The sequence below is a fragment of the Streptomyces boninensis genome, assembly GCF_048572725.1.
GTDB classification, from domain to species: domain Bacteria; phylum Actinomycetota; class Actinomycetes; order Streptomycetales; family Streptomycetaceae; genus Streptomyces; species Streptomyces boninensis.
Genome location: NZ_CP183837.1, coordinates 7,268,366 through 7,283,186 on the forward strand (window position 1 = coordinate 7,268,366; position 14,821 = coordinate 7,283,186).

The window sequence follows — 14,821 nt, forward strand, 5'->3', positions numbered from 1 at the left end:
GAGGCGGGCGGTCATGGCCATTCGGTATGTGGATCCTCCGGTACGGGAGGATGAGCGGGCGACGGTGGCGGGTGCGGTGCCGGGTGCCGCGATGCGGCTGCGGTCGATGCCGCGGCTGGTGGGGATCGTGAACATCACCGCGGATTCTTTCTCCGACGGTGGGCGTTATCTCGCGGCCGATGACGCGCTGGCGCAGGCGCGGCTGCTGCGGGCGCAGGGCGCCGATCTCGTGGAGCTCGGGCCCGCGTCGAGCCATCCGGACGCGGAGCGGGTGGATGCCGCGGAGGAGCGGCGGCGGCTGGCTCCCGTGCTGGAGCGGCTGGTGGCCGAGGGGGTGCCGGTAGCGGTGGACTCGTATCTGCCGCAGACGCAGCGGTACGCCGCGGGGCGGGGCGCGCTCGTCCTGAATGACATCCAGGGCTTTCCCGACCCTGCGCGCTATGCCTCGCTGGCGGCTTCGGGCTGCACGCTGGTCGTCATGCACTCCGTGCAGCGGGTGGGGCCTGCGACGCGGGTTTCGACGGATGCGGAGGCGGTGTGGCGGGGGATCGAGCGGTTCTTCGCGGAGCGGCTGGCGGCGCTGGCGGCCGCGGGCATCGGGCGGGAGCGGCTGGTCATCGATCCCGGGCTCGGGTATTTCCTCGGGTCCACGCCGGAGCCGTCGCTGACGGCGCTGGCGCGGGTGCGGGGGCTGAAGGAGCGCTTCGGGGTGCCGGTGCTGGTGTCGCCGTCGCGGAAGTCCTTTCTGCGGGCGGTGACCGGGAGTTCGCCGGATACGGCTGGTCCGGCCACGCTGGCCGCTGAGTTGTACGCGGCGCTGCAGGGGGTCGACTACATCCGCACGCATGATGTCGGTGCCGTACGGGACGCGCTCGCGGTCTTCGCGGCGCTGGAGGGGGCCGGGCACGCCTAGCGGCAGCGTCGGCCGGTTCGGTCGGGCCGGCTGACCCGGTCGGCCAGGGCAGAAGGCGGTCGCGGCGGCGGCCCGGGCGGCCGGGGCACGGCAGCCGGCCGGGGCGGCCCCGCCAGGCCCACCTACGGCCCGGGGCGCGCCAGCACCGCCGGCCCCTCACGCCCGCAGCCGCAACCCCCGCGGCGTCGCATGGAACCCCGCCGTCTCCAAGGCCGCGCCCAGCGGCGTGTCCAGCGCCGACCGGCCGTTGGTGCGCTCGATGGTCACCCTCGTGCCCAGGGCGCCCTCGCGCGCCGCGGCCGCCAAGGCCTCCGCCGCCGCGGACAGGCGGGGGTCCTCGGCCTCCGCCCACGCGAGGAGGGTCTTGCCGCCGCGCTCCACGTACAGCACCAGCTCGCCGTCGACCAGGACGACCAGCGCGCCCGCCTTGCGGCCCGGCTTGTGGGTCGAGCCCTCCGGTGGGTCGGGCCAGGACAGCGCCGCGCCATAGGCGTTGGCTGGGTCGGAGGCCGCCAAGACCACCGTCTGTGGCTTGGTGCCCGGGCCCGGGCCGCCTGCCAGCGCGCGGAGACGGTCCACGGCGCCGTCCATCGCGAACTGGGCCGCGCCCAGGCCCTCGACTACATAGCCGCGGCGGGCCTGGCCCGTTTCTTCGAAGGCGGCCAGGACGCGGTACGCCGCCGAGAAGCCGCCCTCGACGCCCTCCGCGGCCACCGCGCCGCGGGTGACGACGCCGTGCCGGTCCAGGAGCGTACGGGCCAGGGCGTGCGCCCGGTGGGTGGCGTCGGGCTCGCGGGGCGGGAGCAGGGACCAGCGGCCGCCGACCGTGGGCGGGCCCTGCCGGGACGCGGTCGGGCGGGCGGCCCCGCCGCCGCGCAGCGCCAGGCCGCCGTAACGGCCGCGCGGGGTCGGCCGCTTGGCGCGGTGGGCCGTGGAGCCGGCGGTACGGCCGGAGCCCAGCAGCGCGCGGAGGGCGCCGAGCGTGTCGTTGGTCAGCCGGCCCGACCAGGCCAGGTCCCATATGGCTTCGGCCAGCTCCGGGTCCGTAACGTCCGGGTGCGAGCGGCGGACGTGGTCGGAGATCTGGCGGAAGAACAGGCCATAGCCGCCCGCCAGGGCGTCCAGCACCGCCTGGTGGACCGGCGTGGTCTCCAGCGGGTGCGGCTCCGGGAGGAGCAACGGGGCGGTGTCCGCGAGCATCAGGGAGACCCAGCCGTCCTTGCCCGGCAGCGCGCCCGCGCCCGCCCAGACCACCTCGCCGGACGACGTCAGCTCGTCCAGGAGCGACGGCGTATAGCCCGCCACCCGCGACGGCAGCACCAGCTTCTCCAGCGCGGACGCCGGCACCGGCGCGCCCTGGAGCTGCTCAATCGCGCGTACGAGACCGTCCATCCCGCGCAGCCCGCGGGTGCCGACCTGCTGCCACTGCGGCAGGAACGCCGCCAGCGCGGCGGGCGGCACCGGCTCCAGCTCCTCGCGCAGCGCGGCCAGGGAACGGCGGCGGAGCCGGCGCAGCACCTGGGCGTCGCACCACTCCTGGCCGATGCCCGCCGGATGGAACTCGCCCTGGACCACCCGCCCCGCCGCCGCGAGGCGCTGCAGCGCCCCCTCCGTCACCGCCGCGCCGAGCCCGAAGCGCGCCGCCGCCTGCGGGGAGGTGAACGGGCCGTGGGTGCGGGCATAGCGCGCGAGCAGGTCGCCCAGCGGGTCGGCGACCGGCTCCGTGAAAGCCTCCGGGACGCCTACGGGCAGGGCGGTGCCCAGCGCGTCCCGCAGTCGTCCGGCGTCCTCGACCGCTGCCCAGTGCGGAGCGCCCGCGATACGGACCCGGATGGCCCGTCGCGCCCCTTCCAGCTCCTCTGCCCAGGCCGGCTCGGCGCCGCGCTCCACCAGCTCGGCCGGGGTCAAAGGGCCCAGCAGTCGCAGCAGATCGGCTACGCCCTCGGCGTCCTTGACCCGGCGCTCGTCCGTCCGCCACTGCAGCTCGCGCTCCAGCTCCGTGAGCACCTCGGCGTCCAGCAGCTCGCGCAGCTCCGCCTGCCCGAGCAGCTCCGCCAGCAGCCGCGAGTCCAGCGACAGGGCGGCCGCGCGGCGCTCGGCGAGCGGGGAGTCGCCCTCGTACAGGAACTGGGCCACGTAACCGAAGAGCAGGGAACGGGCGAACGGCGACGGCTCCTGCGTCGTGACCTCGACGAGGCGGACCTTGCGGGCCTCGATGTCGCCCATCAGCTCGGCGAGCCCGGGCACGTCGAAGACGTCCTGGAGGCATTCGCGGACCGCTTCGAGGACGATGGGGAAGGACCCGAACTCGCTCGCCACCTGCAGCAATTGCGCCGCCCGCTGGCGCTGCTGCCACAGCGGCGTGCGGCGGCCCGGGTCGCGCCGGGGCAGCAGCAGCGCGCGGGCCGCGCACTCGCGGAAGCGGGAGGCGAAGAGCGCGGAGGAGCCGACCTGGTCCGTGACGATCTGGTCGACCTCGCCCTTCTCGAAGAGCACGTCCGTGGCGCCCACCGGCGCCTGCTCCGGGTCGTACTCCGCGCCCTTCCCGAGGTCGGGCGCGTCGAGCAGGTCGAGGTCGAGGCCCATCAGGTCGGCGTCCGGGAGGCGCAGCACGATGCCGTCGTCGGCATGCATCACCTGAGCGTCCATGCCATGCCGCTCGGAGAGCCGGGCGCCTACGGCCAGCGCCCACGGGGCGTGGACCTGGGCGCCGAAGGGGGAGTGGACGACGATCCGCCAGTCGCCGAGCTCGTCCCGGAAGCGCTCGACGACGATGGTGCGGTCGTCGGGGATGTGGCCGCAGGCGCGGCGCTGTTCGTCCAGGTAGGACAGGACATTGTCGCCCGCCCACTGGTCCAGGCCCGCCGCCTTGAGGCGGTCGCGGGCGGCCTCCGGGTCCATCGAGCCGATCTCGCGCAGGAAGCCGCCGAGGGCGCGGCCCAGCTCCAGCGGGCGGCCCAGCTGGTCGCCCTTCCAGAACGGGAGCCGGCCCGGCACACCCGGCGCGGGTGAGACGAGCACCCGGTCGCGGGTGATGTCCTCGATCCGCCAGGACGTCGTCCCGAGGGTGAAGACATCGCCGACCCGGGACTCGTACACCATCTCCTCGTCCAGCTCGCCGACCCGGCCGCCGCCCTTCTTGGGGTCCGAGCCGGCCAGGAAGACGCCGAAGAGGCCGCGGTCCGGGATGGTGCCGCCGGAGGTGACCGCGAGGCGCTGGGCGCCGGGGCGGCCGGTGATCGTATGCGCCACCCGGTCCCAGACGATGCGGGGGCGCAGCTCGGCGAAGGCGTCGGAGGGATAGCGGCCCGCGAGCATGTCCAGCACCGCCGTGTAGGCGGATTCGGGGAGGGAAGCGAAGGGGGCGGCGCGGCGGACCAGGGAGAGGAGCTCGTCCACATCCCAGGTGTCCATCGAGGTCATGGCGACGAGCTGTTGGGCGAGCACATCGAGGGGGTTCGCCGGGATGCGGAGCGATTCGATCGCGCCCTCGCGCATCCGCTCTGTGACGATCGCGGCCTGGACGAGGTCGCCGCGGTACTTCGGGAAGACCACGCCGCGCGAGACCGCGCCCACCTGGTGGCCGGCTCGGCCGACCCGCTGGAGGCCGGAGGCGACGGAGGGCGGGGATTCGACCTGGACGACCAGGTCGACCGCGCCCATGTCGATGCCGAGCTCAAGGCTTGAGGTCGCCACTACCGCGGGGAGGCGGCCGGCCTTCAGGTCCTCCTCGACCTGGGCGCGCTGCTCCTTCGATACGGATCCGTGGTGCGCGCGGGCGAGCAGCGGGGCGGCGCCCTTGGCGGCGCCGGACTGGGCCATCACCTCGGCGGGGGGCGGGCCGTCGTCGGGCAGAGCCTCGCCGAAGGTGCGCTCGTACGCGATCTCGTTGAGGCGGTTGCAGAGGCGCTCGGCCAGGCGGCGGGAGTTGGCGAAGACGATCGTGGAGCGGTGGGCCTCGATGAGGTCCGCGATCTTCTCCTCGACATGAGGCCAGATGGACGGCTTGTCGCCCGGGCCGTCCTCCGTGACCGGGGAGCCCTGCAGCTCGCCCATGTCCTCGATGGGGACCACCACCGAGAGGTCGAACTCCTTGCCCGACGGCGGCTGCACGATCTCCACCCTGCGCTGCGGCGAGAGGAAGCGGGCGACCTCGTCCACGGGCCGTACGGTCGCGGACAGGCCGATGCGGCGGGCGGGGCGCGGGAGGAGCTCGTCCAGCCGCTCCAGGGAGAGGGCGAGGTGGGCGCCGCGCTTGGTGCCCGCCACGGCGTGCACCTCGTCCAGGATGATCGTCTCGACCCCGGAGAGTGCCTCGCGCGATGCGGACGTCAGCATCAGGAAGAGCGACTCCGGGGTGGTGATCAGGATGTCCGGCGGGCGGTTCTGGATCGAGCGGCGCTCGGCGGGCGGGGTGTCGCCGGAGCGGATCGCCACGCGGATGTCCGGCTCCGGGAGGCCCTGGCGGACGCACTCCTGGCGGATGCCGGTGAGCGGGGAGCGGAGATTGCGCTCGACATCGACCGCGAGTGCTTTGAGCGGGGATACGTACAGGACCCGGCAGCGCTTCTTCGTCTCCGCGGGAGGTGGGCCCGCGGCGAGGGTGTCGAGGGCCGAGAGGAAGGCGGCGAGGGTCTTGCCGGAGCCGGTGGGCGCCACGACCAGGGCGTCCGAGCCCTCGGCGATGGCGCGCCAGGCGCCCTCCTGCGCGGGTGTGGGCGCGGCGAAGGCGCCCTCGAACCACGCCTTCGTGGCCGGGGCGAACGAATCCAGCACTGATCTCGCCATGTGAACCATCGTGCACCCCGGCACTGACAACCCGCAGACTTGGGACATGACCGGGGCGCTGAACGGCGCACAGCAGTGGGCCAGACACTGGCAGTACCGAAGCCTGCCCGGGCTCGATCTGCTGCGGGCGCGCTATGTCGGGCACAGCTTTCCGACGCATTCGCACGACGGGTACGTCTTCGGGGCCGTGACCCTCGGCGTCGAGGAGGTCGGGCTGCCCGAGGGTGTCATACGGGCCGGGCCCGGGACCGTCGTCATGCTCAATCCTGAGGTGCCGCACACCGCCCGGGCGGGAGTGGCGGAGGGATGGGCGTACGCGACGCTCTACCCGACGGCCGGGCTCATCGCGGAGATCGCCGCGGAGACCACGACGGTGCGCGGCACGGCCGGCTTCGGGCGGACGATCGCCGACGACGCGCGCGGGTCTCACTTGATCGCCGAGGTGCACCGGGCCGCGGAGGAGGACAATCCGCTGGCCGCGGACAGCTTGCTGCGGGTGGCCGTCGCGCATCTGCTGCGGCGGCACGGGGGCAGTGCACCCGGCCGCCCGGTGCGCTCTGCGGGGGCCGAGCGGGCGGTGCGGGCGCGGGAGGTGCTCGAGGCGCAGATGGCGGATCCGCCGACGCTGGCGGCGCTCGCGGCGGAGCTGGGCACGTCGTCGTTCGCGCTGCTGCGGGCCTTCAAGGAGGCGTACGGGATGCCGCCGCACCGCTGGCTCACCGACGCGCGGGTGCGCAGCGCGCGGCGGCTGCTGGATGCGGGGGTGCGGCCGGCGGAGGCCGCGCTGCGGGTCGGCTTCGCCGATCAGCCGCATTTGAACCGGCACTTCACGCGGATCGTGGGGGTGCCGCCCGGGGCGTATCAGCGGGAGCGGGTGCTGGCGCTCGGCTGAGGTCCTCTGGCCCCTGGCCCGCGCTGCGCGCGGATATCGCGCCTGCGGCGCTCGGCCTCAAACGCCGGCCGGGCTGGGATGCAAGAACGTACAAGACCCCGCCCACCCCCTCGCCTAACGTCGCCGCCATGGCTGAACACGCACAGATCCACGCCCCACCCCCCGACCCCGCCGCCGACGACGCCCCCACCCCCGACCGCCGCGCCACCCGCGACGCCCTCGGCGTAGGCATCGCCGTCGGGCTCTCCGGGTTCGCCTTCGGGGTGTACGCCGCCGGGGCCGGGCTCTCGCTTGCGCAGACGTGTGTGCTCAGCCTCTTTGTGTTTACCGGGGCGTCGCAGTTTGCGCTGGTCGGGGCGATCGCCTCCGGGGGGAATCCGTATACCGCCGCCGCGGGGGCCTTCTTTCTCGGGGTGCGGAATGCCTTTTACGGGCTGCGGCTCGCGCCCATGTTGCAACTGCCGCGCAGCGTCAAGCCCTTCGCCGCGCACTGGGTGATCGACGAGACGTCCGTCGTCGCCTTCGCGCAGAAGGGGCGGCGGGCGCAGCGGGTGGGGTTTGTCGTGACAGGGCTGTCGCTGTATCTCTGCTGGAATCTGTCCACGCTGGTCGGCGCGCTCGGTGCCGAGGCGCTGGGGGACACCGATGCCTGGGGGCTGGATGCCGCCGGGCCCGCCGTCTTCCTCGCGCTGCTGGCGCCGATGCTCAAGAGCGGTGTCGAGCGGGTCACCGCCGTGCTCGCCGTCGCCCTCGGGCTCGGGCTGCTGCCGGTGCTGCCCGCCGGGGTGCCGGTGCTGATTGCCGCGCTGGCGGCGCCTGTCGTCCTGTACGTGCACGGAAAGCGCGGCGCCGCCAAGGAGGAGAGCGCATGAATGCCTGGATCGCCATTGGGCTCACCGTCGTCGGGTGTTACGGGGTCAAGCTGCTCGGGCTGTCCGTGCCCGCCGGGGTGCTGGAGCGGCCCGTCGTGCGGCGGCTCGCGGCGCTGCTGCCGGTCGCGCTGCTGGCGGCGCTGACCGCGCAGCAGACGTTCGAGGAGAGTGGGGCGCTCGTCGTGGACGCCCGCGTGGGCGGGGTCGCGGCGGCCGCCGTCGCCGTGCTGCTGCGGGCGCCGTTTCTGCTGGTCATCGCCGTCGCCGTGGCGGTTACGGCGGGGTTGCGGGCGCTCGCCTGAGCGCCGCGGGCGCCGCGCGTCGCCTCCGGGGCCGATGACACGTGTAACAACCTTGTCATCCAGTGCTGTTGACGCGGCAACCTTTCCCGGTCAGGGTGCCCGGACGGCAATTGGTCGTTACATCCATCCTCTCCCCCCGGAGGTACGTGTGTGTGACCTGCATGATCAACACGAACACGAGTCCGCGGCGCTGACCGGCCACGGGCCCGTACTGTCCAGGCGCCGCGTCGCGCAGCTGCTCGGCGCCGCCGGCGTGACCGCCGCGATGGTGTCGGCGGAGGCCGATCCCGCGATGGCGGCGGCCGCCGAGAAGGGCGAGCAGGCGGCCGCGGCCCCGGGCGCGTACGAGCCGCCGGACGGCCTCGCCGAGGACAGCGCCGTTAAGCGGTCCGCGCTCGGCTGGCTCGATGACAGCGCGGACCGGGTCCGCGAGCTCAACTCCGAGATATGGGAGAACGCCGAGCTGTCCCTGCGCGAGTGGAAGTCCTCCCTCGCGCAGGCCGACTTCCTGAAGGAGGCCGGTTTCGACGTGGAGTTCGGCACCGCGGGCTTCCCGACCGCCTTCACCGCCACCTTCCGGCAGGGCGAGGGCGGTCCCGTGCTCGGCTTCAGCGGGGAGTACGACGCGCTGCCGGGGCTCTCGCAGAAGAAGGGCGTGGGGCACCACGACCCGCGCGAGTACGTCCACGACCCGTTCGCGCCCGGCTACGGGCCAGGTCACGGCTGTGGTCACAGCGCGCTCGGCACCGCGGCCGCCGCAGCCGCCGCGGCCGTCGCGAAGGCCGCGCGCAGGCACCGGCTGCCGGTGACGGTCAAGTTCTTCGGCTCCACGGCCGAGGAGACCCTGATCGGCAAGACGTACGCCGTGAGCAAGGGCGTGTACGACGGCCTGGACGCCTTCCTCGACTGGCACCCCTCCACCGCCAACGCCACCGGTTGGGGCACCTCCACCGCCATGACCGCCGTCACCTTCACCTTCCTCGGCGTGGCAGGGCACGGCGGCACCCCGCTCGGCAACAAGAGCGCCCTCGACGCCGCCGTGATGATGGCGACGATGTCCGAGTTCCTGCGCGAGGAGAACCTGGCGCCGTCGGGACGCCTGCACTGGGTGATCAACAACGGCGGCGACATCCCGAACGTCACTCCGGAGATCGCCGAGATCTCGTACTACGTCCGCGAGGGCAGCCCGGCCCGGGTGAAGGTCCTGCTCGACAAGGTGATCGCTGTCGCGGAGGCCGCCGCCAAGGCCTCGCAGACCAAGGTCGGCCACCGTGTCACGGCCGCCTGCTGGAACCAGCTGCCCAGCAAGTCCTTCGCCGAGCTGCTGCACGAGAACATGCGGCAGATCGGCCCGCCGGACTTCAGCGACGAGGCGCAGCGGCTGGCGAAGGAGCTGCAGGAGTCGCTCGGCCTGCCGCAGAAGGGCATGCACGACGAGATCGGCGAACTCACCCCGCCCAACCCCGTCTTCATGGGCGGCGGCTCCACCGACGTGGCCGACATCAGCTGGCAGGTGCCGACCGTCTCGATGGGCGCGGCGCTCGCGCCGGTCGGCAGCAAGATGCACACCTGGTCCACGGCGGCCTGCGCGGCGGCCGCACCCGGCCAGGCGGCGGTGCTGGCGGCGGCCAAGTACCTGGCGGCGACGGCCGTGGACCTGGTGACCCAGCCCGAGCGGCTGAAGGCGCTCAAGGACGAGTTCAAGGACCGCACCAAGGACGTCGAGTGGAAGACCGCGCTGCCGGAGGGCTACGAGCCGCCCATGTACGAGCCGCCGGCCTGGTTCCTGCGCCGCACCGGGCAGAAGTGGCCGCCGGACAACATCACCTGGCCGCCGGAGCGGGTGATCTCGAAGGAGAAGTTCTCCTCGCTCGGGCCGGAACTCGCGCCGCTGAAGTAGCCGGATCACGCCGGGTCAGCCCAGCCGCCCGTACGCCCGCAGCGTCAGCAGCGCCTCCAGCGTCACGATCGGCCGGGACTCCAGCGCCGGGAGCTGGGCCCAGGAGCGGCGGCGCACCGGCCAGCCGCCGTCGTCCTGCTGCTCGGCCGCGAGATAGTCCAGCGAGCGCGCCAGCTCCTCCTCGCTGAACCAGCGGCGGGCCACCGAGTCCGGGCGGCGCGCGTAGTCGTGCGGGAAGTGGTGGTCGCCGGGGGCGTAGCCGTCGCCGACCGGGTAGCGGTCGCGGCGCTCCGGCTCCAGGACGGCGAGGCGCTGTTCGCGTACGAGCCGGCCGAGGCGGTCCGCGGCCGCCTCCGCGCGGGGGCGGTCGCGGGAGCCGTCCAGGAAGGCGACCGCGGCCTCGGCTTCGTACGGATGGGTCTTGCCGATGCTGTCGATCGCCGCCCAGCAGAAGTCGGTGGCGCGGAAGAGCCAGGCGTGCCAGACCTCGTTGCGGTGCAGGAGGCCGACGATGGGCCCGGTCGTCGTCAGGTCGCCGATCCGGTCGCCGGTGATGGCCAGCCAGGGGGCGTGCGGATAGCCGCGCAGCGCCGGGTCGACCGCGGGGAGGGCGCCGTCGGGGGTGGAGACGGCCGTGAGGTAGCGACAGATGTCCTCCACCCGGCGGCCCGCGCAGCGGTCGGCGGCGTCCAGGACGCGCAGCGCGTACGCGGCATGGGCGGGCTGGCTGACCGGGCCGCGCAGGTCGGGGTCGAGGCCGTGGGCGTAGCCGCCGTCGGGGGAGCGGTACGCCTCGAGGGCGGTGACCACGGCGTCGGCGGCGTACTCGGCGGCGGAGCCGGGGCGGAAGCAGTGCGCGAGCCGGCGCTGTTCGAGGACCCGGGCGGTGAGCCACATGAAGTGCTCTGCGGCGGCGAGCGGATCGGGGGAGGGAGGCGGTGCGGGGGGAGCGGCGGTGGCCATGTCGCTGACGTTATTGCCGGTCGGGCGGCATGGCGACGGTCTGGCCCCGGGTAGCACCCGGAGGTGCGGTGCGGGCGCGCGATAATGGACGCATGTGGTTGACGGTGTTCTGGGATCGGATGACGGACTACTTCGGCGCGGCGTACGTCGACTCCTTCGCGCGCGATCACGTCATGTCGGAGCTCGGGGGCCGTACGGTCAATGAGGCGCTCGACGCGGGGTGGGACACCAAGGACGTGTGGAAGGGCGTGTGCGAGGCGATGGGCGTTCCGGTGGAGCAGCGCTGACCGCACCGCGTTGCGTTAGCGGTTCGCCCTATTTGCCGCATTACGGTGGCTTGCGTGAGACGACGCACCGCCCTTCAGGCCCTGCTCGCCCCGGCCGTCCTCGCTGCTGGCTGCGCCGAGTCCGCCGGCTCCCGGCCGGGCAGCGGCCCCAGCCGCAAGCCGCCCGTCAAGGCCGCCGCCCCGCTGCCCTACCAGGTCGCGCACGCCTCGCGGCGCACGAGCGCCGTCTCGCTCACCTTCCACGGGCAGGGCGAGCCCGCGCTCACCAAGGCGCTGCTGCGGGCGGCCGAGGACGGCGGGGCCAAGGTGACGGTGATGGCGGTGGGCAGCTGGCTCGATACGTATCCGGAGCTGGCCAAGCGGATCCTCGACGGCGGGCACGAGATCGGCAATCACACGCAGAACCACCTGGAGATCAACGCGCTCAGCGAGGGCGAGGCGCGGGCCGAGATCGAGCAGTGCGCGCGGCGGCTGAAGGTGCTCACCGGCAGCCGCGGCAAGTGGTTCCGGCCGTCGCGGGCGCAGCGCGCCACCGCGCTGGTGCAGCGGCTCGCCCGCGAGGCCGGGTATCCGCACTGCCTGTCGTACGACGTCGACTCGCGCGACAACACCGACCCGGGGGCGGCGGCGGTGCGCAGGTACGTCGCCGGGGACGTCGAGCGCGGGTCCGTGATCAGCCTGCACATCGGGCACGAGGGCACCATCGAGGCGCTGCCCGCCATCCTCGACGATCTGAAGGGCCGCGGGCTGCGCGCGGTCACGGCGGCGGAGCTGCTGGACGCGTAAGCGGCGCAGCCCTTACGACCAGGTCGCCACGAAATACCCCACCCCGTACGGCGCCTCGTCGTACCGCAGCGTGCCGCGCAGGTCCGCGCCCTCGGCCGCGCCCGCGAGCACCTGCCAGCAGGCCCGGCCGGACGCCTGCAGGTCGTACGCCAGCTCCGCGTCCAGCCCGGCCAGCGCCGCCAGGTCCGCCGCGCCCAGCGCCCGCGCCGCCGCCGCGTCGAAGGGGGCCGCACGCTCGTCGAAGTAGCCGGGCGCCTTTTCCGTACGGCAGGCGCTGCCGTCGCCCATGACCAGCAGGGCCACCCGCCCGGCGCCCGCGGCCAGTTCGCGGCCCACCTCCAGGCAGCTCTCCGCGGCGAGGGGCTCGCCGACGCCCAGCGCCTCCACCGGCTCGGCCCACTGGGCGCGCTCCAGCAGCCAGGCGCCGACGGCCAGCGAAGGCGGCAGCTCGCGGGCGCTCTCGCCGCCGCCGTCGTCGCCGGGGCCGAGCCGCACCTGAAGATCCACCCCGAAGCCCTTGAACGACCCCGTGGAACCCTGCGGATGCGGCCCCCGCCCGGCCTGCTCCGCGGGCCCCACGACGATCAGCCGCTCCGGCCGCGCGGCAGCCAGCAGTCCCACCGCATCCGAGCAGGCCGCCCGCAGCTCATCGAGCTCGGCGGCCGCCCCGGACGCGACCTCGGGCACGAGCAGCGGCGGACAGGGACAGCAGGCGGCGGCGATCAGCATGAATGGCAGCCTAACGATCGGCCGCCAGCTCCGCCGCCACCTGTGCATAAGCCCGGACCAGCGCCGTCTCGCCGGCCGTGCGCCAGATCAGGGACCAGCGGCTGGGCGGGGCGTCCTCGATGGGGGTGTAGGTGATGCCGGGGCGGCGGTAGTAGCGGGTGGCCTCGGTGTGGACGACGCACTGGGTCGTGCCGGAGAGCACGGCCGGCTCGATCTCCTGGAAGGTGGTGGCCAGCGGGCCGCGGGCGATCGGGCGGCCGGACGGCGTGTGGGACGGCAGAACCGCCTCCACCCAGTACGCGGGCGCCGCGTCCGGGATGCGGGGCAGGGTGCAGTCGGCGAGGTCCTCCAGTGTGACGGACTCCCGGGCGGCCAGCGGGTGGGCGTCGTCGGTCATCAGCCACATCGGCTCCGAGAGCACCAGCGGGCCAACCGTCAGGTCCGGCTCGCGCACCGGCAGCCACATGGACTGCAGATCCACCTCACCGGCCCGCAGCTGCGTGAACGGATCGCTGAACGGCACCTCCCGGAAGATCAGTTCACACCCCGGATGCCGGGCCCGGAAGGCGCGCGTCAGCGGCGCGAGATCGTACCCCTGGGCGCCGATGAGGCCGAGCCGCAGCGTGCCCGCCGTGCCCCGGGCGGCTTCGACGGCCGAGTCGAGGCCGGCCTGGATGCGGTCGTAGCCGTCCTGGAGGTCGTCCCGCAGCCGCGCGCCGATCGGGGTCAGCGTCACCTTGCGGCTGGTGCGCTCGAAGAGGGCGGCGCCGATCCGGCGCTCCTGCTTGGCGATGGACTGGCTGACCCGGGCCTGCGAGATGTGCAGCTGCTCTGCCGTACGGCCGAAGTGCAGCTCCTCCGCGAGCCTCAGGAATATCTCGATGTCCCGCAGCTCCATCGGGTCAGTCGCAGCCGCAGCCCGAGGGCTCCGCGGCCGCCGAAGGGGCCGGGGCGCCGATCGTCGGCAGGCCGAGCATGACGCCCTTGGCGGGCTCCTCCGCCGGGGCGGCATTGCGCCGCTCCCAGGCGTCGCCCGCGCGGGTGCGCCGGACCGCCTTCGCCGGGCCCTCCGCGAGGAGGTGGTGCGGGGCCGCGTACGTGACCTCGACCGTGACCATGTCTCCGGGGCGTACGGGCTCCTCCGGACGCGCGAAGTGCACCAGGCGGTTGTCCGCTGCCCGGCCCGACAGCCGCCGGGTGGCATCGTCCTTGCGGCCCTCGCCCTCGGCGACCATGACCTCGACGACGCGGCCGACCTGCTTCTTGTTCTCCTCCCAGGAGATCTCCTCCTGGAGGGCGACCAGGCGCTCGTAGCGCTCCTGGACGACCTTCTTCGGGATCTGGCCGTCCATCTCCGCCGCCGGCGTCCCGGGCCGCTTGGAGTACTGGAAGGTGAAGGCCTGCGCGAAGCGGGCCTCGCGGACCGCGTGCAGGGTCTGCTCGAAGTCCTCGTCCGTCTCGCCGGGGAAGCCGACGATGATGTCCGTCGAGAGCGCGGCGTCCGGCATCGCGGCCCGTACCTTCTCGATGATCCCGAGGAAGCGCTCCTGCCGGTACGAGCGGCGCATCGCCCGCAGCACCGAGTCGGAGCCGGACTGCAGCGGCATGTGCAGCTGCGGCATGACGTTCGGGGTCTCGGCCATCGCCTCGATGACGTCGTCCGTGAAGTCCCGGGGGTGCGGGGACGTGAAGCGGACCCGCTCCAGGCCCTCGATCTGTCCGCAGGCGCGCAGGAGCTTGCTGAAAGCCTGCCGGTCGCCGATGTCCGAGCCGTACGCGTTCACGTTCTGCCCGAGCAGGGTGATCTCCTGGACGCCCTCGGCGACCAGCGCCTCCACCTCGGCCAGGATGTCGCCGGGGCGGCGGTCCTTCTCCTTGCCGCGGAGCGCCGGGACGATGCAGAAGGTGCAGGTGTTGTTGCAGCCGACCGAGATCGACACCCAGGCCGCGTACGCCGACTCGCGGCGGGTCGGGAGCGTCGACGGGAACGCCTCCAGCGACTCCGCGATCTCGACCTGCGCCTCCTCCTGGATCCGGGCCCGCTCCAGCAGCACCGGCAGCTTGCCGACGTTGTGCGTGCCGAAGACGACGTCGACCCAGGGGGCGCGCTTGGTGATCGTGTCCCGGTCCTTCTGGGCCAGGCAGCCGCCGACGGCGATCTGCATGCCGGGATGCGCGGCCTTCTGCGGCGCGAGCTGGCCGAGGTTGCCGTAGAGCTTGTTGTCAGCGTTCTCGCGCACCGCGCAGGTATTGAAGACGACCACGTCCGCGGCCTCGGCGTCCTTGGGCGCGCGGACATAGCCCGCGTCCTCCAGGAGTCCGGCCATCCGCTCGGAGTCGTGGACGTTCATCTGGCAGCCGTGCGTGCGCACCTGGTAAGTCTTCATGT

The 14,821-nt window shown here is 73.7% G+C and carries 12 protein-coding genes; 7 read left to right on the plus strand and 5 right to left on the minus strand.

Annotated elements, in window-relative coordinates; all coding sequences use genetic code 11:
* Positions 1-106: 106 nt before the first annotated feature.
* A complete protein-coding gene (gene folP, locus ACNNMR_RS33175) occupies positions 107-913 on the plus strand; it encodes a dihydropteroate synthase (RefSeq protein WP_420000563.1) in 807 nt (268 codons plus the stop codon).
* 156 nt (positions 914-1,069) lie between these two features.
* Here the strand turns inward: folP and ACNNMR_RS33180 are convergent, their stop codons facing one another.
* Entirely contained in the window at positions 1,070-5,701 is a 4,632-nt protein-coding gene (locus ACNNMR_RS33180) for an ATP-dependent helicase (protein WP_419998384.1), read from the minus strand.
* Positions 5,702-5,747: 46 nt separating this feature from the next.
* Between ACNNMR_RS33180 and ACNNMR_RS33185 the strand changes: the two genes are divergently transcribed.
* The 4 genes from ACNNMR_RS33185 (at position 5,748) to ACNNMR_RS33200 (ending at position 9,667) form a co-directional block, all read left to right on the plus strand.
* Entirely contained in the window at positions 5,748-6,593 is an 846-nt protein-coding gene (locus ACNNMR_RS33185) for an AraC family transcriptional regulator (protein ID WP_419998385.1), read from the plus strand.
* A gap of 128 nt (positions 6,594-6,721) precedes the next feature.
* Positions 6,722-7,465, plus strand: a complete 744-nt coding sequence (locus ACNNMR_RS33190) for an AzlC family ABC transporter permease (protein ID WP_419998386.1) — start codon at positions 6,722-6,724, stop codon at positions 7,463-7,465.
* The gene (locus ACNNMR_RS33195; RefSeq protein ID WP_419998387.1) at positions 7,462-7,767 is read left to right on the plus strand and encodes an AzlD domain-containing protein; all 306 of its coding nucleotides are present in this window, start codon (positions 7,462-7,464) and stop codon (positions 7,765-7,767) included. The genes ACNNMR_RS33190 and ACNNMR_RS33195 overlap by 4 nt, the downstream gene beginning before the upstream one ends.
* 148 nt (positions 7,768-7,915) lie before the next feature.
* Positions 7,916-9,667, plus strand: coding sequence for an amidohydrolase (locus ACNNMR_RS33200; RefSeq protein ID WP_419998388.1), 1,752 nt, complete (start codon positions 7,916-7,918; stop codon positions 9,665-9,667).
* 15 nt (positions 9,668-9,682) lie between these two features.
* Here ACNNMR_RS33200 and ACNNMR_RS33205 read toward each other — a convergent pair whose 3' ends face one another.
* Positions 9,683-10,630 (minus strand): hypothetical protein, encoded by a 948-nt coding sequence (locus ACNNMR_RS33205; protein ID WP_419998389.1) that lies wholly within the window; start codon positions 10,628-10,630, stop codon positions 9,683-9,685.
* A gap of 92 nt (positions 10,631-10,722) precedes the next feature.
* On the opposite strand from ACNNMR_RS33205, the gene ACNNMR_RS33210 reads away from it, so the two are divergent.
* On the plus strand, positions 10,723-10,917 hold the full coding sequence (locus ACNNMR_RS33210; RefSeq protein ID WP_419998390.1) for a DUF3046 domain-containing protein: 195 nt from the start codon (positions 10,723-10,725) through the stop codon (positions 10,915-10,917).
* Positions 10,918-10,971: 54 nt separating this feature from the next.
* A complete protein-coding gene (locus tag ACNNMR_RS33215) occupies positions 10,972-11,703 on the plus strand; it encodes a polysaccharide deacetylase family protein (protein ID WP_419998391.1) in 732 nt (243 codons plus the stop codon).
* Positions 11,704-11,715: 12 nt separating this feature from the next.
* On the opposite strand, the gene ACNNMR_RS33220 is transcribed toward ACNNMR_RS33215, so the two are convergent.
* From ACNNMR_RS33220 to miaB, 3 genes are read right to left on the minus strand one after another with little or no spacing between them, the layout of a single operon-like run.
* Positions 11,716-12,432 carry a class III extradiol dioxygenase subunit B-like domain-containing protein gene (locus ACNNMR_RS33220; RefSeq protein ID WP_419998392.1) on the minus strand — a complete coding sequence of 239 codons (717 nt, stop codon included), beginning with the start codon at positions 12,430-12,432 and terminating at the stop codon, positions 11,716-11,718.
* A 10-nt stretch (positions 12,433-12,442) separates the two neighbouring features.
* Positions 12,443-13,330 carry a LysR substrate-binding domain-containing protein gene (locus tag ACNNMR_RS33225; RefSeq protein WP_419998393.1) on the minus strand — a complete coding sequence of 296 codons (888 nt, stop codon included), beginning with the start codon at positions 13,328-13,330 and terminating at the stop codon, positions 12,443-12,445.
* Positions 13,331-13,334: 4 nt separating this feature from the next.
* Entirely contained in the window at positions 13,335-14,819 is a 1,485-nt protein-coding gene (gene miaB / locus ACNNMR_RS33230) for a tRNA (N6-isopentenyl adenosine(37)-C2)-methylthiotransferase MiaB (RefSeq protein WP_419998394.1), read from the minus strand.
* Positions 14,820-14,821: the final 2 nt, after the last annotated feature.